The sequence below is a fragment of the Paenibacillus vini genome (assembly GCF_018403325.1).
Classification (GTDB): domain Bacteria; phylum Bacillota; class Bacilli; order Paenibacillales; family Paenibacillaceae; genus Fontibacillus; species Fontibacillus vini.
This window is the reverse complement of record NZ_BOSL01000029.1, coordinates 1-21,730: the sequence shown is the minus strand read 5'-3', so window position 1 is coordinate 21,730 and position 21,730 is coordinate 1. Positions and strand designations below refer to the sequence as shown.

Below are 21,730 nucleotides of genomic sequence, written 5' to 3'. Positions count from 1 at the left end.
GGGTCTTTTCGTCTGTAAAACCGGAATTTTGCATAAATGTTCGAATTGTTCACCTCGTATTTTTACGGAAAATACAGGAATGCCGGGAAGCTTCACTACACGGAAATCAGGGGTTTTACTATAGTGGTCTCAAACGTTGCAGGAGGGAGAAAGGATGCCATGAGGCACTTTTTACAAGAATTGTCGCGGAACCGGATTTTGTTTCTGATGCTGCTGCCGACATTAATCTATTTTTTGATCAATTCCTATTTTCCTATGGTCGGTGTCTACTATGCTTTTACTCAGTTTGATTTCAACTCGGGGCTGTTCGATTCGGCATTCGTCGGCCTGAAAAATTTTGAGTTTCTTTGGAAATCCGGTACTTTGTTCCGATTAACGCTGAATACGGTGGGCTACAATCTGGCTTTCATTGTGTTGGGGAATGTATTGGCTATCGTCTGCGCGATCCTGCTCAGTGAATTGCGGATAAAATGGTTCAAAAAATTGACGCAGTCGATCATGTTCCTGCCTTACTTCGTCTCGTTCGTCATCCTGAGCGTCATTGTGTACAACGTGTTCAACTATGACAGCGGATTCCTGAATACACTGCTTGCACAGTTCGGCGCCGAGCCGGTCGACGTGTACAACAAGCCGGTGATTTGGATTTTTCTCATTATTTTATTTTACCTGTGGAAAAATCTCGGCTACAGCATGGTCATTTACCTTGCAACCATTACCGGGATCAGCGAGGAGTATTATGAAGCTGCAAAAATCGACGGGGCGAACATCTTCCAGCGGATCTGGTACATCACGGTGCCGATGCTGAAAACGACCTTCGTCATGCTTCTGCTGTTTGCGCTAGGCAGCATTATGAAGGGCCAGTTCGATTTGTTCTATCAGTTGATCGGCAATAACGGGGTGCTCTACAATACGACGGATATTCTGGACACTTACGTGTTCCGGTCGCTCAAGGTGACGTTTGATGTCGGCATGGCCACGGCCGCGGGGCTGTATCAATCCCTGTTCGGCTTCATTCTGATCATGACGGTCAACTGGATCATCCGCAAAATCAACGACGAGTACGCTTTGTTCTAAGGGGGCGCGCAAAATGAGAATCAAAGAAGATAAGTATTACGGATTGCTGCAAGGGTTGTCCTATTCGGTAACGATTCTGTTCTCCATAGCCTGCCTGCTTCCATTCCTGCTCATTATTTCGGCCTCTCTGACGGCCAATGACTCGATTATCCGGGACGGGTATCATCTGATACCCTCTACATTTTCGCTGGAAGGCTACCGAACGGTATTCCGCTTCCCGGAGGATGTGCTTAGGGCCTATGGAGTCACGTTTTTCACTACAGTTGTCGGCACGACGCTGGGCTTGTTCTTTATGACCATGGCGGGATATGTGCTTTCGCGCAGAGACTTTAAATACCGGAACGCTTTCTCGTTCTACATTTACTTTACAACCCTGTTCGGGGGCGGACTGGTACCCTGGTATATCCTGTACACGAAATATCTGCACCTGACCGACAGTTACATGGCGCTCATTCTTCCGGGCCTGATGACCCCGTTTCTTATTATATTGATGAAAAATTTTATCCGGACTGCCGTACCTGAAGAATTGTTCGAATCCGCGAAAATCGACGGAGCCGGCGACTTCCGCATTTACTGGAGGATCGTTCTCCAGTTGTCCATGCCGGGTATCGCCACGGTGGGACTGTTTCTGGCCCTGCATTATTGGAACGACTGGTTCAGTTCCTCGCTGTACATTAACGACACACATAAGTACCAGCTGCAATTTCATTTGTACAATGTCATCAATTCGGCATCCTTCATCGCCAATATGGGGGCCGGGACGGGAGTAAGTCTGGCCGGGGATCTGCCGACGGAGTCGACGAAAATGGCCATGGCGATCGTGGTTACGGGGCCGGTGTTGTTTCTGTATCCGTTCATTCAGCGGTATTTTGTCAAGGGCTTGACGATCGGAGCGGTAAAAGGTTAGAACCGAAGTGCGGGGCTGAGCGAATGCGGCACAAGCAACCGGACCTTCGGCTGACATAGAGCAATTGCAATCATCGATAAAAAGGGAGGATTCAGGATGAAGAAAAAGTCTTTAAGCAAAGGTTCGTTGATGATGTTGACCCTGGTTCTGATTATGGCGCTGCTCTCGGGCTGCGGCGGGGGGAACGGCAACAATGCGGGAAGCGGTAACGATTCGAGCGGCGGGAAGTCCGGGAACGATGGTAGCTCTAGTGCGACAGGGCAGACGGCTGACACGGGAATCGATACTTCGAAAAGGGTGGAGCTGCAGGTGTACATGCTCGGCGACGCGCCCAAAGATCTGGACAAGGTGATGGCCGAGGTCAATAAAATGGCGCAAGCGGAGCTGAATACTACGGTAAAATTCAATTATACGAGCTGGACGGATTGGGACCAGAAATACAAGCTTCTACTGTCCTCCGGCCAGGCGATCGATCTGATTTTCACGGCGGATTGGACTTCCTATCAGTCCTATGCGAAGAAAGGCGCCTTCCTGGCTCTTGATGATTTGCTTCCGAAGGCGGCGCCGGAGCTGCAGAAGTTTGTTCCGCAATCGATGTGGGACGGCGTAAAGGTCGACGGCAAAATCTATACGATTCCTTCGACCTATAAGGAATACGTGACAAACGGTTTTGTATGGCGGGAGGACCTGCGGAAAAAGTACGATCTTCCGGTGCCCAAGGATCTGGAGAGTTTTGAAGCCTACATGGACGGAATCAAGCAGAACGAGCCGGATATGATGCCGGTTTCGCTCAACAGCGACGTCAAAAACAATCTTCATTATATCTATACCGAGCTGAATAAAATGATCGGCGCGCTCCCTTACGGAATGGGGGTCAAATACGAGAATCCGACGGAAGTCTATTCTTTCTGGGGCTCCGAGGAACATAAAGAAGAGTTGAAAGTAATGAAGCGGTGGGCGGATAAGGGATTCATTCCGAAAAACGTGCTCAACATCAAAGACACGATGCAGGATCCTCTGACGTCCGGGAAAGCGGCGAGTATTTTCGGAGACAATCCTACGCGTTTCAACGAGTCGGTAATCGCCGTGCAAGCCTCCCATCCGGACTGGGAGTTGGGATATACCCCGTTCGGAGAGACAACGGGTTATGCGTCACCGGTGCATCCGATCCATAATGGCTTTGCGGTTCCGAAGAACAGTAAGAATCCGGAACGGGCGCTGGCTTTTTATGAAAAGCTGGTGCTTGATCAACGGTACAACCAATTGACGGAGTACGGTATCGAGGGTACGAACTACACCGTGGAAGACGGGTATTATAAAATGATCGGCACAAGCCAGTCGAACGGCTTCCCGCGGGAAGCGATGAACGGCTGGGCTTGGCGGAACCCGGAGTATATGCTCTTCGACAAGAGCTTTGACGGGGTTAAAGAGATTTTTGCCGAGCTGGATAAAATCCAGAAACCGGATCTGTTCCTGAGCTTCGCGGAGGATTACACCTCCTACCAGGCCGAGAAAGCGGCCTTGGAGCAGGTCGAGAAGCAGTACTTGTACCCGCTTCAGGCAGGACTAGTCGACGATGTCGATAAAGGCTTAGCCACTTTTATGGAGAAAGCGAAGCAGGCAGGTCTGGAGAAAGTGCAGCAGGAATGGACGAAACAGTGGGAGCAGTATGTGAGCGAATCGGGAATCAAGTAAACAAAGTTTAATAAGGAACAGACGCAATAGGAAAAGACACATACAGGAAACGGACGCCGAGAAACCTTCGGCGTCTGTTTTTAGTTTGGGTATGGTTTGACGATTCCCCGCGAGAGTGCTGGAAGTGATGAGGTATGGTGAAATGAATTGATGATTTGCTGTAGAAGTGAAGTTTGGTTGATGGGAAGTGATGTGACGTGATTCGAATTGAAGTGGAGTGATATGAGGTAAGGTTGAGGGAGTGTGGTTAAATGTAGTGAGTTTAATTGATGAATTGGTATAGAAGTGAAGTGCGGTGATGAGAAGTGGGGTAAAGTAACCTGACACGGAGCGGCGTGGCCTCGAGAGTAAATTTAACTGTAAAACCTACCGCTAATTATAGGCTTAAAGGAGGTTCGGGACCAATTAACTGTAAAACATGCAGCTAATTTCTAGTCTAAGGCTTGGAATTGGCGACTTCACCAAAATTAAATGTAGGAATTACATCTAATTTAGTTAAAGAGCCTGAATTCGGGAAATTAACTGTAGGAATTACAGTTAATTTCCCGAGGCTTCTTCACTCTACTCACCTTAATCAACCAAACTTATACAACTAACCTACCACTATGTCACCTAAACTTGTGCAACAATCCAACTAACCATGTCGCCCAAACTCGTGCAACCCACCAACAACCAACTAACCAAGTCGCCCAAACTCGTGCAACCCACCAACAACCAACTAACCATGTCGCCCAAACTCATGCCAACCACCAACGCCAACCGCCAACCCTCTAACAAACCTTTAAATAATCAACCGTTGCTGGCGGCGGGGCGTTTGGAGCGCCGGTAATCTGCGGGGGTGGACCCAAAGCTGCGTTTGAACATCCGGTGGAGATAGGAACTGCTTGTAAATCCCGTTTGTTCCGCAATGAGGGTAATGGAGTGATCGGTTTGCTCCAGTAACCTGCACACCTCGTTCAGCCTTTTCGTCAGGATGACCTCCGTAATTCCGGTCAGGGTCGCCTGCTTATACAAACGGCTGACGTATACCGGAGAGAGACCCAATTTGTCCGCGATCAGGTTCAGGCTGAAATTCGGATCGTGGAAGGATTGGTCGATAATCCGGTCGATTTCCGCGATAAGCTCGTGCTGCTTCGTGTTCTTTTTCTCCGCCAGTTTGTTCTTCAACTCATCAAACAAGGTGAAATAGATGTGCTCCAGATCATCGATGATTTCAAAAGAATCCAGGGCCGGCGGCTCCCACTCCTCTTCGAAACGGAACTGATTGCTTTTCTGAATCTGGTCGATCACGCTCTTCAAGGTTACCGATAAACGGGATACCGACAATTGTGCCACATGGTACGGATTCAGCGTGGTCCCGCGGACAATTTCGGAAAAATAGCGCCGGGCTTCCTCCGTCTTTCCGCTCAGCAGCGCGTCGGTCAGCTTCTTTTCCGTATCGGTCGGATAATGGTGCACATTACCCTGCAGCTCCTGGATAGCTTTGGCGTTAATAATGCAGCCGCGGCCATAGAAGAAGCGGTGCTTGGAGGCTTCCCGCACCTGTTTATAGAGCCGCGGTAATTGCGCCGGGTTGCGGTCGACGGGGCTGTAGGCTGCCGACAGGCTGATTTTGAGATAATCGGCGCAGGCTTCGCGGACTTGGCGTAGCAGCGTTTCCAGCAGTTCCGTATCCCGGTCCTCCGCCGGGTCCATAATATTGAGCAGCACGAGCAGACTGTCATCGTTCATATCGACGGTCTCCACGCGATAGGTTTGGCCGAAAATTTCAGAGGCGATGTTCATAATCGCGAATTTATAAGCCAGAAGGTAGGATGAACGATCCTCCGACAACTCGGCGTAACGGTCGATACGCAGCACTATCAGACGATAATCCTCATTCAACGTGAAATGGATGCCAAGCCGTTGCAATCCTTCCACTTGGTCCACCGGGTGCAGCGGTTTCTGGCCCAGAACAAGATCGCGCAGCGAATTTTGCTTGATCGTAAACATGCTGTTTCGTTTGTCGACCTCCAGTACGTTCATTTCCCGGACGATCCGGTCGATCGGCAGATAAAGCCGTTTCGAAATCAGCCAGGAGGTGAGCAGCCCCGCCAGCAAAATGACCCCGGCAATCAGCAAGGTTGCCTGCAAAATACGCTCCGTTTGTTCGGTGATCAGATGATAGGGGGTTACCCGTACATACTGCCAGCCGAGATCGTCGGGGGATGTATACGATACTAGCGACGGCAACCCCTGGTAGGAAGCTGTAAAAGAACCGGTTTCTCGCTCCCGGATTTTAACGTTGAACCAGTCCGATTCAACCGGCGAGAGCGTTTGTTCCTCCAGGCTCTGACTGGAAAGAATCTTCCCCCGATCATCCAAAATAAAGGTAGCGCTTTCAGGGAAAAGGTTGGTGGTGATCTCCTTGTTAATCCAAGCGGCGGAAATGTTGACGATTACGGCCGAGTTGATCGAACGGTCCCAACCGATGGCATCATAACAGAGAAAGGTATAGGCCCGGACTTGATCGTCTTCCTCCGCACCATTGGAATAGATCCGGGGAATCGGAGTGAACGGTTTATAATCCTGGTAATGGCCCAGGATATCCAGAACACCGGTATCCTTCAGCTCCTGCTCGGCAAACACCCCGTTTTGTCCCTTGGACGAAGCGATGTAAATGTGTTCGCTTTTCGGATTGTAGACGTAAATGGATTCAATATAAGGCATGGAGCTTAAATAGTTGCCGAGCTCGGACATGGCGGCGGTCACTTCGTAAATATCGGGATTTTCATAAAACATCAGTTTGGAGATCGTGCTGTTTCGATAGATTTGAAAAGACAAGGATTGTGCCGCTTCCGTCAAGTTTACGACTTCCTTGCTGGTTTGGGTCAAATGGCTGAGGTCGGAGAGGAAAGTTTGTTCCTTCTGGATTTTGACGTAGTAGGTGTAATAAATGGATGTTGAAACCAGAAGCGTGATGGAAGTGCATAACACGATGCTGATCAGAATTTTGCTGAACATCGCTCTTTGATTACGTACGGCCTTGATCTTCATTCACGTCTCCTCCTCAATAGGATTATTCTTAATGGAACACTGCTTCCCAAATTATAAACTTCACAGTGTGAACAGACCAGTGAAGACGGAGGAGGATCATGAACAACATCTTGGCGGAGAGAGTGAACAAATCGGTTATGAGTGCACATTTTCAACTTTTCGTAGATGGCCCGGGAAATAGGCGGGATTCAGCTCCCGCCCGCGCCCCTTACTCCTTCCCGAAGCTCTCGATAAATTTCTGCGCCAGCGTAGACAAATAACGATCCTTCGTCCAAATCGCGGCAATTTGGGTTCGCAAGGCTTCGCTTTGGATCACCTTGTATACCAGGTTGTCGTGGCTGACCAACTTGAGGGCGGATCGGGGCATAATCCCGATACCCAGACCGGCATTGGCCCATTGCAGCGTAGTCCGGGCGTCATCGTTCTTGCAGAACACTTCCGGTTCAAAGCCGGACTTCAGGCAGGTATCCCGGATAAGCTGCTCGAATCTGCGATAAATAATGAGCGGGCGTTCGCGGAGTTCTTGAATTGAAATGCTCTCCTGTGCTTGATTCCAGTCGTAATCCGGATGCATGACAGCAATCATCGGTTCGGGTTCGGCATATTTGGTTTCCAGGCCTGCCGTATGGAACGGAGTTCTGACGATCCCCACCTCGATGATTCCGCTCTTAAGAAGCTCGATAATCCTGAACGTGTTCCCTTCATGGATTTCAAATTTAACGCCGGCGTACGTTTTATGGAATTCGAACAATCTATCCGTGAGCAGGGTGGAACCGGAGGAAGAGACGGTGCCGATCGGCAGCGTGCCGTTTAGTCCTTTGGCAAAATCGCGAATCTCTCTCGATGCGGAATCGGTCAGGTCCACGATTTGCTGAGCCCGCCTTCTCAGCATTTCTCCGGCATCGGTGAGCTGGATGCTGCGCGATCCTCGTTCCACCAGCTTCACGCCCAGTTCCTCTTCAAGCAGCTTAAGCTGTTGGCTGAGCGGAGGCTGGGCCATTTGCAGTTTTTTGGCGGCAGAAGTGATTTGCCCTTCTTCCGCAATGGTTAAAAAGTATCTTAATTGTCTAATATCCATGGGTTGCCTCTGTTCTCTGGTATATTTTTTTAATATGTAAAAGATATTATTGCAATATTATTAATATGGGAAAGCCTATGCCATAATCATATAAGTCAGTCTCTAAAAGTCAAATCTACATAAATACTTCATGATAATGGGTGATCAAACTTGTTTAGACTTGCGATTTATTTGAAGGCTTATAAAAAAGAAAGTATTCTCGGGCCCTTGTTCAAGCTGCTGGAAGCGATTCTGGAGCTGTTGCTGCCGACGATCGTGGCTCTGATCGTGAATCACGGAATCGGGAACAGGGATACTTCGTATGTGATGAAAATGGGCGGGCTCATGGTGATCATGTCCCTGCTGGGGTTCGGGAGTTCGCTGATCTGTCAGCATTACGCGGCCCGTGCTTCGCAAGGATTTGGAACGACACTGCGGAACAAGCTGTTCAAACACGTATCCACATTGTCTTTTGCCGAGCTTGACCGGTTCGGAACACCCTCGCTCATTAACCGGATTACGAATGACGTAAATCAGATGCAGGTTGCCGTAGCGATGCTGATCCGCCTCGTGATTCGCGCCCCGTTTATTTGTATCGGAGCGATTATTATGGCCATGCTGCTTGACTTCCGTTTGTCGCTCGTGCTGATTGCGGCGGCTCCCGTTTTTGCGGTGATCCTGTATTTGATCATTACGAAATCGGCTCCGTTGTACCGGTTGTATCAGAAAAAACTGGACAAAGTCGCTCTCGTATTAAGCGAGAATCTGAGCGGAGTTCGCGTCATACGCGCCTTTGCAAAGAGACAGGCGGAGAAGAAGCGGTTCCGTGAAGCGTCCGATGATATTACCGCAACCGCCATAAGAGTGGGGCGGGTGTCCGCTTTGCTGAGCCCGGTTACCACGCTCGTGGTCAATGCCGCGATTATTGCGGTCTTATGGGTCGGGGGAATTCATATTCATGCAGGCACGCTGTCATCCGGTGAAATCATCGCTTTTATCAATTATGCCACGCAAATTTTGCTGGCCCTGATCGTCGTGTCCAATTTGATTATTCTTTTTACAAAAGCGGCTTCCTCCGCTGCCCGGATTAACGAGGTTCTGGATACGACGGCTTCCGTCACGAATCCGGAGCATCCTCTGAACTTGTCTCAAGCTTCAAAACCGGAAATCCCGGCGATTGTTTTTGATCATGTGACGTTCGGCTATAATGCGACGGGCGACCCCGCTTTGAAAGATGTATCCGTGTCAATCCTTCGGGGAGAGACAGTAGGGATTATCGGGGGGACAGGTTCGGGCAAGTCTACGTTCGTCAACCTGATTCCGCGGTTTTATGACGTAATGAGCGGTGAGGTTCAGATAGACGGTGTCAATGTCAAAGACTACGACTTGAGCGACTTGCGCAGTAAAATCGGGGTCGTTCCGCAAAAAGCTCTGCTGTTCTCCGGAACGATCGCAGACAATATCCGTATGGGGGCGGAGCATGCTTCGGAGGATCAGGTAAAGCGGGCGGCCGCGGTTGCCCAGGCTGACGAGTTTATAGCCAAACTTCCCGATGGATACGGGACGCTTGTATCAAGAGGCGGGATCAACTTGTCCGGAGGGCAGAAGCAGCGGCTGACGATCGCGCGCGCCGTCGCTGCCAATCCGGAGATTCTGATTCTTGACGATGCCTCCAGTGCGCTGGATTTTGCAACGGATGCGGCTTTGCGCAGATCACTAAAGGAGTATAGCCTTGGCATGACCGTGCTGTTGGTATCACAGCGGGTCAGCACGATCCGGCAGGCCGATCATATCATTGTCCTTGAAGACGGCCGGATTGCCGGCATCGGCACCCATGAGCAACTAAGACAAGATTGCGAGGCTTACCGGGAAATTTGTGCTTCCCAGCTCTCGGACTCGGAGGAGGAGGCGGGATGATGAACACGAGACAAACCTGGCAAAGACTTTTAAAGTACGCAGGTAAATATAGAAGCTATGCGATATGGGCGGTAGTCAGTGCGATGATCAGCGTAGCCTCGAGCTTGATCGGTCCTTACATGATCGGGCGGAGTATTGACCATATGATCGGAAAGGGAAACGTTGAGTTCGATGAAGTGTTCAGGTTGCTTACCCTTCTCGGACTCGTCTATGCCGTCGGAAGCTTATTCGGGTGGCTGCTCACTTATTTGACCAACCGTCTGGCGTATCAAACCGTAAATGATCTGCGCGGTGAAATGTTTGATAAGATGAACGTATTACCGCTGAAATATCATGATACTCACCCGCAAGGAGACAGTATCAGCCGTTTCGTCAACGATATGGACGCCGTCTCGGACGGATTGCTGCAGGGCTTCTCCACATTACTGACTGGAGTAGTTACGATTGCAGGTGCGATCGGGCTGATGCTTTATACCAGTCCGCTGATGACGCTGGTGGTGCTGTTGTCCGCGCCGGCCGCCTATTATGTGGCCAGATTCATAACGATGCGGTCTCAACAGCTGTTCCGCGATCAGGCCCGGATTTTGGGAACGCTCAACGGATATGTTGAAGAAATGGTAGGCGGGCAAAAGGTCGTGCAAGCCTTTCATTATGAGGATCGGTCCTATACCGGGTTTTCGGCCAAAAACGACGAGCTTTATCAGGTCGGGGTAAAATCTCAATTCATCAGTTCGCTCTCCAATCCGGCGACCCGGCTGGTCAACAATGTGACTTTTTCCGTGATTGCCTTAATCGGGAGTGTCATGGTTATCGGGAACGGGATTACGGTAGGGGCCTTGTCCAGTTTCCTGATTTACGCGAATTTGTTTGCGAAGCCGTTCAATGAAATTACCGGTGTCATTACTCAGCTTCAGTCTGCGACCGCATCGGCACAGCGGATATTTCAGGTGCTGGACGAACCGGCGGAAACGCCGGATCGTAGCGCTGAGCCTGATTTGCCGCAAGGCCAGGGCACCATTTCGTTCAACCATGTAAAGTTCTCTTATCAGCCGGATCGTCCTTTGATCCGCGACTTGAATCTGGTCGTGCCTCCGGGCACGCGGATTGCAATCGTGGGCCAGACCGGAGCCGGGAAAACGACACTGGTCAACCTGCTTATGCGTTTTTATGATGTAGATGCCGGAGAAATCGCGATCGACGGCGTCAATATTAACCGGATGTCCCGTGATAGCTTGCGTCGCAGATTCGGCATGGTTCTGCAGGACACCTGGCTGTTTGGCGGGACCGTACGTGACAACATTGCCTATGGAAATCCTGAGGCCAGCGAGGAGGAAGTGGTTGCAGCAGCCAAAGCGGCCAATGCCCATGAGTTTATCAAGCGGCTTCCGGACGGATATGACACGGAAATCAGCGGGACCGGAGACAACCTGTCCCAGGGACAGAAGCAGCTCATGACGATCGCCCGGGTCATGCTGGCGAATCCGCCGATGTTGATCCTGGACGAAGCGACCAGCAGTATCGACACGTTGACCGAAATTCGTATTCAGCAAGCGTTTCAGAAGATGATGGAAGGAAGAACGAGCTTCGTGATCGCCCACCGGCTGTCAACGATTCGTGAAGCCGACCTGATTCTCTATATGAAGGACGGCGATGTGGTGGAAAGCGGAAGCCATAACGAATTGCTCGCCCGAGGCGGCTACTATGCCGGTCTGTATAACAGCCAGTTCACCGCTGCAAACAACAAGGGATAGATAGCGGAGATTGTCCAATAGGGAAATATGAAGGGAGTGCAGAAGCACTCTCAGGCTGTCGAGAAAGTCTCGACAGCCTTCTTTATTTTCATTTATTTTAAGACGACACCGCGTTAATGTTGTATAATATAAGTAACTACTCATGAACGGATGGTGTCTTGAATGCTCCGATCGAACCGGGATAAACAACAAAGCTATGAATTTGTGTCGATCGAAGAATTGGTTCCGCAGGATCATTTGTTGCGTAAAGTGGACAAGTATATCGACTTCTCTTTTATTGAGGACAAGGTTCGCCCTTTGTACTGCATAGATAATGGGCGCCCAGCCATTGATCCGGTCGTGCTGTTCGAGATGATCTTTCTCGGTTATTTTTACGGCATTCGCTCGGAACGCCAACCGGAGCGCGAAATTCAAACCAATTTGGCTTACCGCTGGTTTTTAGGTCTTGGTTTAACGGATAAAGTCCCGGATCACTCTACGATTAGCTGGAATCGGCGGACTCGGTTTAAGAATACCGACATTTTTCAGGAGGTTTTTGACGAAATCGTCCTCCAGGCGATTTCGCACAAAATGGTGAGCGGCCGCGTGCTCATTACGGATTCCACTCATGTAAAGGCCAATGCTAACAAACACCATTATACCAAGCAGGAAGTCCTGCAAAACACCAAGGACTACATTGATGAACTCAATGAGGCTGTGGCGGAGGACCGCAAAGCGCACGGAAAAAAGCCCTGAAAACACGAGAGGATGTGAACGAAACTAAGGAAATTAAAGTGAGCACCACCGACCCGGATAGCGGCTATATGATTCGCGATGGTAAGCCGGAGGGGTTCTTTTATCTCGACCACCGGACGGTGGATCTTAAATACAATCTAATTACTGACGTCCACGTTACACCGGGAAATGTCCGTGATTCGGTGCCGTAATTGTCCCGACTAGACCGCCAAAGAGAACGTTCTGGATTCAAGGTTGAAGCTGTAGCACTGAATTCCGGTTATTTAACAACGCCGATTTGCCAAGGTTTACGGAAGTGAAAAATATTTACCGTTATTGCTCACCGAAGATTTCACCCTAAACAAGGTTTGTTTGCCAAGTGGAAGTTTACTTACGACGCCGAGAGTAACTCTTATATCTGCCCGGAGAAACACCGGCTAACATACCGGACAACTGACCGGAAGGGTTACCGGCAGTATGCGTCGGACCCCGAGCATTGCAAGACTTGTCCGATGCTCGCACAGTGCACCCACTCCGGGAACCACCGAAAGGTGCTGACCCGGCATGTCTGGGAAGATTGCAAAGATTGGGTGCGAAACAACCGGCTAAGCCGGGATGGCAAGCATCTGTATCGTAAACGAAAAGAAACGATTGAGCGAAGCTTCGCGGATGCCAAAGAGCTCCATGGGTTTCGCTATTGCCGTTTGCGCGGATTGGCTAACGTCAAGGAACAAGCACTGATGACGTCCGCCGTGCAGAACATGAAGAAGATAGCGATCCACTTGGATCGCTTAGAAAAGAGGGGGTGACCCTTCCTTTTTGGGTCATTAAGTAACTATAAATGAAAAGAGAGAAACCCGCCGTCTCAAAGACGTGGGTTTCTCGACAGCCTTCATTATATTTTTTGTTTTAAGACGACACCGCGTTAATGTTGTATAATATAAGTAACTACTCATGAACGGATGGTGTCTTGAATGCTCAGATCGAACCGGGATAAACAACAAAGTTATGAATTTGTGTCGATCGAAGAATTGGTTCCGCAGGATCATTTGCTGCGTAAAGTGGACAAGTATATCGACTTCTCTTTTATTGAGGACAAGGTTCGTCCTTTGTACTGCATAGATAATGGCCCAGCCATTGATCCGGTCGTTCTGATCAAGATGATCTTTCTCGGTTATTTTTACGGCATTCGCTCGGAACGCCAACTGGAACGCGAGATTCAAACCTCTTACCGCTGGTTTTTAGGTCTTGGTTTAACGGATAAAGTCCCGGATCACTCCACGATTAGCTGGAACCGGCGGACTCGGTTTAAGGATACCGACATTTTTCAGGAGGTTTTTGACGAAATCGTCCTCCAGGCGATTTCGCACAAAATGGTGAGCGGCCGCGTGCTCATTACGGATTCCACTCATGTAAAAGCCAATGCTAACAAACACCATTATACCAAGCAGGAAGTCCTGCAAAACACCAAGGACTACATTGACGAACTCAATGAGGCTGTGGCGGAGGACCGCAAAGCGCACGGAAAAAAGCTCTGAAAACACGAGAGGATGTGAGCGAAACTAAGGAAATTAAAGCGAGCACCGACCCGGATAGCGGCTATATGTTTCGCGGCGGTAAGCCCGAGGGGTTCTTTTATCTCGACCACCGGACTGTCGATCTTAAATACAATCTGATTACTGATGTCCACGTTACACCGGGAAATGTCCATGATTCGGTGCCGTATTTGTCCCGCTTAGACCGCCAAAGAGAACGTTTAGGATTCAAGGTTGAAGCTGTAGCACTGGATTCCGGTTATTTAACAACGCCGATTTGCCAAGGTTTACGGAAGCGAAAGATATTTGCCGTTATTGCTCACCGAAGATTTCACCCTAAACAAGGTTTGTTTGCTAAGTGGAAGTTTACTTACGACGCCGAGAGTAACTCTTATATCTGCACGGAGAAACACCGGCTAACATACCGGACAACCGACCGGAAGGGTTACCGGCAGTATGCGTTGGACCCCGAGCATTGCAAGACTCGTCCGATGCTCGCACAGTGCACGGTACGAAGGCAAGTATGGTTATCGACAACTACAACTTTTCATATGGCAGGATGAGGGCGTATGGATGAACCACAAGAAGGTATTACGTCTTATGCAAAAGCTTGGTCTTCAAGCTAGCATTCGCAGAAAACGTCGCTTTAATATGAAATACCAGGTTGGTGGACGTGTGGCAGAGAATTTACTTAAACGAGATTTTACAGCAGATGCACCAAACCAGAAATGGGTAACGGATGTGACTCAATACCGGGTAGGCGAATGCTGGCTGTATCTCTCGGCCATAAAGGATTTATTCAACAATGAGATTGTGGCTTACCAACTCAGTGAGCGTAATGATAATGAACTTGTTCTAAAGACATTTGCAAAAGCCTTTGCCAAGCAAAAAGACGTGTCTGGGCTCGTCGTTCACAGCGACCAAGGGTTCCAGTACACGTCTCACGCTTACCACGACACGCTGCCAAAGGTTGGGGCCCAGATCAGCATGTCTCGTCGGGGCAATTGTCTAGACAATGCCTCCATGGAGAGCTTCTTCTCGCATCTCAAAACGGAAGGGCTCTATCCATATCATATCCGAAGTTTAGCTGAGGCACAAAGCCGAATCGAAAAATACATACGATTTTATAACCAACGGCGACCAAAGCGGAAATTAAACAAACTGACGCCGATAGAGTATCGGCGCCAGTTTGCGGCTTAGGTGTTTTTTTCAATGTCTACTAATTTGGGGCTTGACCACCCTGCCTAACACGTTTTTTCCTAAGTGCCGTAGCCAGATCGTCAAGTGGCAAAAAACTTTTTTCTTCCATCGAAAGAATCAAAGCGGAAGAAAAAAGTTTTTGTGCTGATCCCTTGACCATCCGGCTATGCTCCTGTTCCCAAGCTTCGCAAGAAAAGGCAAAAAATCGCCCTTTCGGGACCCGATGCCATGCGGAGTCAAAACTCAAATAAGCTGCTATGTGAGGTGATTTCTTGGAGGAATTATTAAGACAAATCGAAGTGGAAAGGAGAAAGATGCACAATCTAGCCAGTCAATATGGACTTGTTGCACCGGAGGTGTTGGAGCGATCGCAATTACTAGATGGACTATTAAATGCTTATTTGGATGCATTACCAACCAAAGAAAAATAAAGGGCCGCATTGCTTAAGGGAGCAATAGCGACCGGGGCGAAGATTTTGAACCCCTTCGCCCCTCCATTATAACACATAAGGAAAGGTTAAAATGAGCGAAAAAATTTATGAAATGATAACAAATCGAATGATACAACTTTTGGAGAAGGGAATAGTTCCTTGGCGTAGACCTTGGAGAGTGGGAGCAACCGTCAACTGGAAAACCCAAAAATCCTACCGTGGTATTAATACAATGCTGTTGGAACCGGAAGAATACGCAACCTTCAAACAAATTAAAGAAGCCGGGGGTACTGTCAAAAAAAGCGAGAAAGGAAATATTGTTGTTTTCTGGACTTGGCTAGAAAAAGAAGATAAAGACAGTGGGAAGGAAGTTAAAATACCGTTTTTGCGCTATTACAATATATTCAGTATCAATAAGCAATGCGAAGGGCTGAAGAGTAAAAGAAATGACCGGATATTTGAGCATGACCCCATCGAGGAAGCAGAAAAAATTTGTGAAGATTACAAAGATGCACCACCAGTGACCTTCGCTACTGGACGGGCCTTCTATCGGCCGTCAACGGACTCGGTAAGCGTTCCTCCAATCTGCGATTAAGCATATTATAGCACCCTGTTCCACGAGCATGTTCATAGCACAGGTCATGCAGAACGCTTGAATCGTTCAGGTATAACCGAGCTTGCCGCCTTTGGTGACGAGAGTTACAGCAAGGAAGAACTGGTCGCAGAAATTGGAGCAGCTATGCTTTGCGAAGTGGCAGGGATTGATAACAGTATCTTAGATAACAGCGCTGCTTATGTGGGTAGTTGGTTGCGGAAGTTGAAGGATGATAGACGATTGATTGTTCAAGCAACAGGGCAGGCACAGAAGGCAGCTGATTATATACTAGGCGTTACGTTTGAAGGAACTGAATAATAACGAGGAAGCGCGGCCCCAATCGGGGCCCCTTCCCCGATTGGGGGCGGTACGTCTAAAAAGCGTATACAAAAAAAGAACCTGGAGAGCTGCTTCAGCTCACATTCTGTATACAAAAGCATCAAAGCCGGCGAGATCCGGAAGTAAATTTTGTATACATAAATAGAGTGGTGTGGCACTGATCGGGCGCGGCCAGCCAAAAGGAGTGTATACAATGACAACCGTAGTAGAATGGGAATACGCTTGGAATAGCTAAATTTTTCGGTTGAAAAGACTTGAAGAACTCAAAGCAATGGGACGTTACGGTTATCAGCTTAGAATGCTGTATTTGGCACTAGAGAACGCAAAAGAAAGGTTACGACGGATTGACCCGGATTTCTGCAAACAGCTAAATATATAAGGAGGAATAGGAGCCTATGTATAAGCACGTTAAACCTTTGCTTAATTTTATTATGACAAAACAGTCTGTACCGGCAAGCCAGGAAGAAGAACAGGTCTTTATGAAGGATAATCCGATTTTTGTAACGGATAACAGGGAATATGCCAATATACTGGTCTTTGCTCCGATCCATTCGCAAAGAACGGGAGCTTTACATGGAGTCATTGGCTATCCGGACAATGAGATTAAGAATTATTATGTGTCCATGGTGTTGGGAGACGAGCCTGATTTTACTCCACAAGTACCTTCCACCGATATAGGTCCAATGAATAAATTGGTTGAAGTGAACAGGGAGACCTGGGGAAATGAATTGAAAGAATATACAGCCGATTGTAACGATGTACTAAACTTGCCACCAGTTCATACTGATAGTCCCTTTTTTGATTATAATGGAGCGCTTTATCCGTTTTCGAAGGAGATAGATTTCATCGGTGGTGTAGAGGGTATAGGCAATGGGTTAGTTGAATATGGGATTCGTTTTCCAGGCGATAGTCAAATTCGAATTCCCATTCTAATTTATAGTCCGAATGGTGAAATAAGTGAAGTAAGCATGAAGCAAAACAACAATTTTTTAACCTTTGAGAAAGATAAATACTTTGAAGAATGGAGAGGTTGGCTGGGAAGAGAGTGGTATATGTTTGAATCTGATGTAATTGACTTTGATAAAGATCTATTCACCAATGCAGATTTCGAAGACATTTCATCTGTAACCCTTCCTTTCAGTAGTGATGAGCCGACAACGATTCGACTTCGAATTAATGGGGGAATTGTAGAGTTTTATAATCAGTAAGGCACTAACCTATAGAAGGAGTGGGCACAATGACGATTTCAAAAATAATAGCAATATGTATGATATCTATTGTGCTAGCTTCATGTAGCCGCCCGCAGGACAAACCTCCAGCGGCTTCAGGGGATCAACCAACATTAGAGTCGAGCGCAGTACAATCATTTTCTGGAAATAAGGCGAAACAGAATGATTTCCTGACAATAAATAAGCGACTGGATAAGGATATATATCCTATGGATAGTCTCCTTGTAGGAGACCAACTTTGGTATGTAGAAGAGGAAGGTATCTATTCATATCAATTGAACACAAACGAGCTTCGCAATGAAATAGAAACAAAGGGATTCAATGAGATAAGGGCCTTTAACAACAACATTTGGTTCTATTTTCAGCAACTAGAAGGGAGCGATGATAATAATTTATCTAAACCTCTCGTGCGTTACGACACAAAGAATGAAAAGTTTATATCCTATTCTGAAAAGGACCTTCGATTAGGATCTAGTTTAACGTTGTATAGCGATGAGCATACAGCTTGGATAGGATCTGACAGTGGTTCGATCTCCATCGATTTGACTACGAATAAAGTAAAGAACCGTTATGAATTAGATGAGGTAACAAGCATTAATGGAAATCAAAGAATGGTTTATTTCGGGAAAAGAGACGGCTCTATCCATACATATGATAAAGTAGCCCATCAGTTTGGCCAGTTACAAACGACTGAACAATTGCAAGGTGCTCAAATCGAGGAACTGCGATGGTTCAATGGGAAGTTGATGGTCATTTGGGGGGATAGTGACGAAAACACAGGGGTTAGTCTGTTCGATGAAACATCAAAGTCGTGGGAAGAATTTGTTCAACAAGATGCCTCAGGATATGTATGGTCGGATCAAATCAGTTCATTTCAAATGGGATTGCTTACAGAAGATAAAGGCGAACAATTGGTTAACTATTCGTGGATAGAATCATCGGAATCGCTTGAGAAAATTTATAAAACGTCTTTTGTAGTTATTGAAGACATTGCAACAATCAATAATCGATACGCACTCATATCCGCTTTTGAAGAAGGTGTCAATGTGTTAGATAAATCAACAGGGGAAATCATCTGGAAGTCGGCAGACATAGATTCGGGAACATTACATAAAGTCCGTGACTCGGAATATATAATGATCTCTTCGAAGGGGATTTACGATATCTTGATTAATATAGATTTCGATGATATCGATTCGGAGATTATAGAAAATGAAGGAGATCCAGCGGGTATTACGATGTCTAATTATTCGAATGTTAAATATGGATTTGAAATAGACTATCCATCAAGTTGGAATATTTCAGAAGAGTCTCTTGCTGGAGATGGCGTTTACCTTTATGAGGAAGATGGCAACGATATTCGTACTTATGGTGGATATTATCCTTTGGGAGATGGTATCGATACATCAGAGATTGATGAAGCGAAGGAAGCTGGGATACAAGTCGAGGAGATTGAAACGCTGCAAGGAATTAAAGGGTATGTTTTTAAAGAAAAAGATAGTGGAGATAACGCCGTAATGCATTACATTGTTTATGGAAGTGAAATTAGAGTACAACTCTACGCTGCTGTCACTTCAACGTTCTACAGCAAAAATCGCGAACTGCTGTTAGAGATGGCGAAGAGCATATATATTACAGATTAAAGTGATGCATGATTCGAATGGAAAAGTGAGGAACAGGGGCGGATGTTTTGAATAGGTTAATAATATTGCTACTGCTAAGCTGTATTCTAATTTCCATTGGTGGTTGTAAAGCCCGCTCTGACCACGATACTCAAGATGAATCCGCCAATACTAAAACCGTAATATCTACTGACACTCCAGAACAAATTAACGATGTAACGGAATCTAAGTACCTAGCATTATTTCATTTAGACATGACTCTGGAAGAAGTAATGACGATCCTGGAAGAAAACGATATCGAAATTATTAATGAAATTGAAAATACTAGGGACTTTAATGCATGGGATTGGGGAAATAAATACATTTGGACAGAAGAGGTAAGCCTTACTTTTGATAAGGACTTACTTTTATATGCAATTTCTTTTGATAATGATGAGCCGGCTCCAAAAGGAATTAAGGTTGGTGATGACACGGAGCGGCTGGAAAAGGCATATGGACAAAATTATAAGTTATATGATCCTGAAGAATTGGTTCGTTTGGGGTACATTGATTCTGAAGACGAAAAGACCGAGATTTATGAATTTGCAATCGATGACTACTATTTCCAAGCTTCCGCCACCAATCACAAGATTGACAGCTGGGGGATCACCAAATATAAGCTGTCAGAAACCATGAAAAAGAACAAAAGATATTTAAACGACCAGATAGGCTTTGAAATTGAGTTTCCCGAGTCCTGGGACGATGCCAAATATGAGGTAGTAGAAGACGTTGATGGAATTAAAGTAAACTATCTTCCGCAAAACAGGGACATTGAGAAGGCCAGGCTGTTTGAATTGTATATTTACGGAACCGTGGAAGAATGGAATGAATGGTGGAATAACGGAGGCGAGGAAGAGGGCCTACCGTTTTCGAAAGTAGGAATATGTAATGCAATGGTCATTGTGGCAAGCGGACCGACTGAGGCTATATATCAGGGCAGGGAAGAAGCGGCAGTAGATGCTCGGGAATACGATGAAATGATGAAAGATCTCGATAAAATTCTCGATAGTTTTAAGCCCTTGTCAGAGCAAGGTATGGACCGAGATATGGACCCGCAGGCAGAAGTACCACCCTTAACTGATGAAATAGCACTTCAGCTAAGGGACGAAGCGATCGATGTCTATTTCACCGTCTTTAGTGCCGGCGGAAATGAATGTGCATCCTTTGACGAAAGGCTCGCCGATGAGGAGTTTTTTCAATATTATTTCTGTAAGGACTTAAATTCGAGGGAGAAGATCAGCGAATATTTGGAACGGATTTTCACCGAATCCTTGGTACAAGAAATGGTAGAGTCCAGTGTGGTTGAAGCGCAGGACGGCCGTCTAGTCTATACGATTTATGAAGTGGGTTCCTTATTGAACTGGGATGAAGCTAAACTAGCTGAGATTTCCGTAAATGAAACCGACAGGAAGGAATTCGTGTTTAGGGTTCCCGATGTGGACGAGGTCATGGAGTCGATTACACTGCGATTTTTATACGAGGAGAATAAAGGCTGGAGATTGAAAGACCATCCGGTGGGGTATTTGTAACCTGAGCAACGATTGCAGGAACATATTAGGCACGCACCGGTCCTCATCCGCGTACAATAACCCAACTAGGATATAGCCCGGAATCAGATGCTTCCGGGCGATCTGCGAGGTGGACCACATGATTATTCTTCCGCCGGGCGAGGCTGAACGGATCGGGCAGCTTCAATTGACCGGAGTAGAGCAGGAGATTCTCCAGAGCAAACAGCAAAGCCAGGTGACTTACCGCTACGGTTCCATTGGTGAACTGGAGTTCGAATTAAAGGTGAGAAGCGCGATTGTAGAAGCGGCCAGGGCGCTCCATGCCAGCGGTGCTAAGTTTGCTACGTTTAAAAATTCGCGGTGTAACGAGGCGCTTTGGAACCGGGAACCAAACGGAGGCTTTAGGTTGCGGAGCGGAGTAACGCCGGCCGAGGGCATTCGCGATATTTTTCGAAACGGATGGGCTTATGCCTTTGAATGTGCTACGGCCATGGTAATCGTGCTGTATAAGGGCGTGCTGGATTCGATCGGTGAGCCTGCGTTCAATACTTATTTTGCCGATTTACTCCTTTATGATTGGAAATATGACAGCGATCTTCGGATTATCCCGGCGGTTGAAGCCTATCCGGGGGATGTGCTTTATTTTATAAACCCCGATTTCAATCCTATGTCGCCAGAATGGCGCGGGGAGAACGCGATCTTGCTTCCGGACGGAACCTACTTTGCTCACGGTATGGGGATTCGTACAGGGGCGGAGATTATTGCGCTGCTCAACACTAGACGAAAACCGGGTAGCACGACATCCGCATATAAAACGGACGATATAGAAACGCTGGATTTTGCCTACACTCAAAGACTGAAGACCGTTATTGCAAGAATCGGAACCCGGGTGTATGCCTACGGGTGGTAGAATGGGATATGCGAAAAAGAAATGAACAGCCTTCCTGATAGCGTTATAAACTGGTACCCTTGTCAAGGACACTTAAAAAAGAGAAGGCTTAGGCAACAGACAATAGATGATTCCTGTACTGAACAGGGGTCATCTTTTTTAATCCCCATTGATACCTGTGATGGTTGTAAT

At 47.3% G+C, this 21,730-nt stretch carries 17 protein-coding genes and 2 pseudogenes; 15 read left to right on the top strand and 4 right to left on the bottom strand.

All coding sequences use genetic code 11. From position 1 onward, the window contains the following. Positions 1 to 159: 159 nt before the first annotated feature. The 3 genes from KJS57_RS25360 (at position 160) to KJS57_RS25350 (ending at position 3,676) form a co-directional block, all read left to right on the top strand. Positions 160 to 1,074, top strand: coding sequence for an ABC transporter permease (locus KJS57_RS25360; RefSeq protein ID WP_211022806.1), 915 nt, complete (start codon positions 160 to 162; stop codon positions 1,072 to 1,074). A gap of 13 nt (positions 1,075 to 1,087) precedes the next feature. Further along, entirely contained in the window at positions 1,088 to 1,981 is an 894-nt protein-coding gene (locus tag KJS57_RS25355) for a carbohydrate ABC transporter permease (RefSeq protein ID WP_213656770.1), read from the top strand. Between the two features lie 96 nt (positions 1,982 to 2,077). Next, complete coding sequence (locus KJS57_RS25350) at positions 2,078 to 3,676, top strand: extracellular solute-binding protein (RefSeq protein ID WP_213656769.1); 1,599 nt, start codon at positions 2,078 to 2,080, stop codon at positions 3,674 to 3,676. 789 nt (positions 3,677 to 4,465) lie between these two features. On the opposite strand, the gene KJS57_RS25345 is transcribed toward KJS57_RS25350, so the two are convergent. Both KJS57_RS25345 and KJS57_RS25340 read right to left on the bottom strand, forming a co-directional pair. Then, positions 4,466 to 6,712: a helix-turn-helix domain-containing protein gene (locus tag KJS57_RS25345; RefSeq protein WP_213656768.1), complete on the bottom strand. Its 2,247-nt coding sequence runs from the start codon at positions 6,710 to 6,712 to the stop codon at positions 4,466 to 4,468. 208 nt (positions 6,713 to 6,920) lie between these two features. Then, positions 6,921 to 7,790 carry a LysR family transcriptional regulator gene (locus KJS57_RS25340; protein WP_213656767.1) on the bottom strand — a complete coding sequence of 290 codons (870 nt, stop codon included), beginning with the start codon at positions 7,788 to 7,790 and terminating at the stop codon, positions 6,921 to 6,923. A 150-nt stretch (positions 7,791 to 7,940) separates the two neighbouring features. Between KJS57_RS25340 and KJS57_RS25335 the strand changes: the two genes are divergently transcribed. From KJS57_RS25335 to KJS57_RS25310, 5 genes and pseudogenes are all read left to right on the top strand, one after another. Continuing rightward, positions 7,941 to 9,686: an ABC transporter ATP-binding protein gene (locus KJS57_RS25335; protein ID WP_213656766.1), complete on the top strand. Its 1,746-nt coding sequence runs from the start codon at positions 7,941 to 7,943 to the stop codon at positions 9,684 to 9,686. After that, positions 9,686 to 11,437 carry an ABC transporter ATP-binding protein gene (locus tag KJS57_RS25330; protein ID WP_213656777.1) on the top strand — a complete coding sequence of 584 codons (1,752 nt, stop codon included), beginning with the start codon at positions 9,686 to 9,688 and terminating at the stop codon, positions 11,435 to 11,437. The genes KJS57_RS25335 and KJS57_RS25330 overlap by 1 nt, the downstream gene beginning before the upstream one ends. 162 nt (positions 11,438 to 11,599) lie before the next feature. Further along, a pseudogene (locus tag KJS57_RS25325) lies at positions 11,600 to 12,960 on the top strand (IS1182 family transposase). Between the two features lie 165 nt (positions 12,961 to 13,125). Further along, positions 13,126 to 14,213: pseudogene (locus KJS57_RS26560) on the top strand (IS1182 family transposase); the annotation flags it as partial. Then, complete coding sequence (locus KJS57_RS25310; protein ID WP_244861710.1) at positions 14,143 to 14,886, top strand: IS3 family transposase; 744 nt, start codon at positions 14,143 to 14,145, stop codon at positions 14,884 to 14,886. The pseudogene KJS57_RS26560 and the gene KJS57_RS25310, both read left to right, overlap by 71 nt. 19 nt (positions 14,887 to 14,905) lie before the next feature. Here the strand turns inward: KJS57_RS25310 and KJS57_RS25305 are convergent, their stop codons facing one another. Then, positions 14,906 to 15,046, bottom strand: coding sequence for a hypothetical protein (locus KJS57_RS25305; protein WP_213656763.1), 141 nt, complete (start codon positions 15,044 to 15,046; stop codon positions 14,906 to 14,908). Positions 15,047 to 15,158: 112 nt separating this feature from the next. Here KJS57_RS25305 and KJS57_RS25300 point away from each other — a divergent pair, with 112 nt between their 5' ends. The 7 genes from KJS57_RS25300 (at position 15,159) to tgl (ending at position 21,559) form a co-directional block, all read left to right on the top strand. Further along, entirely contained in the window at positions 15,159 to 15,317 is a 159-nt protein-coding gene (locus KJS57_RS25300) for an aspartyl-phosphate phosphatase Spo0E family protein (protein ID WP_244861709.1), read from the top strand. A gap of 91 nt (positions 15,318 to 15,408) precedes the next feature. After that, on the top strand, positions 15,409 to 15,912 hold the full coding sequence (locus tag KJS57_RS26750) for an ArdC-like ssDNA-binding domain-containing protein (protein ID WP_306434270.1): 504 nt from the start codon (positions 15,409 to 15,411) through the stop codon (positions 15,910 to 15,912). A gap of 57 nt (positions 15,913 to 15,969) precedes the next feature. Next, entirely contained in the window at positions 15,970 to 16,230 is a 261-nt protein-coding gene (locus KJS57_RS26745) for a zincin-like metallopeptidase domain-containing protein (RefSeq protein WP_306434269.1), read from the top strand. A gap of 416 nt (positions 16,231 to 16,646) precedes the next feature. Further along, complete coding sequence (locus tag KJS57_RS25290) at positions 16,647 to 17,459, top strand: hypothetical protein (RefSeq protein ID WP_213656762.1); 813 nt, start codon at positions 16,647 to 16,649, stop codon at positions 17,457 to 17,459. Positions 17,460 to 17,488: 29 nt separating this feature from the next. After that, on the top strand, positions 17,489 to 19,123 hold the full coding sequence (locus tag KJS57_RS25285) for a ligand-binding sensor domain-containing protein (RefSeq protein WP_213656761.1): 1,635 nt from the start codon (positions 17,489 to 17,491) through the stop codon (positions 19,121 to 19,123). Positions 19,124 to 19,170: 47 nt separating this feature from the next. After that, complete coding sequence (locus KJS57_RS25280; RefSeq protein WP_213656760.1) at positions 19,171 to 20,670, top strand: DL-endopeptidase inhibitor IseA family protein; 1,500 nt, start codon at positions 19,171 to 19,173, stop codon at positions 20,668 to 20,670. A gap of 118 nt (positions 20,671 to 20,788) precedes the next feature. Continuing rightward, positions 20,789 to 21,559 carry a spore coat transglutaminase TGL gene (tgl, locus tag KJS57_RS25275; protein ID WP_213656759.1) on the top strand — a complete coding sequence of 257 codons (771 nt, stop codon included), beginning with the start codon at positions 20,789 to 20,791 and terminating at the stop codon, positions 21,557 to 21,559. An 88-nt stretch (positions 21,560 to 21,647) separates the two neighbouring features. Here tgl and KJS57_RS25270 read toward each other — a convergent pair. After that, positions 21,648 to 21,730: IS3 family transposase (locus tag KJS57_RS25270; protein WP_211026180.1), on the bottom strand; the 83-nt coding region annotated here is incomplete at its 5' end.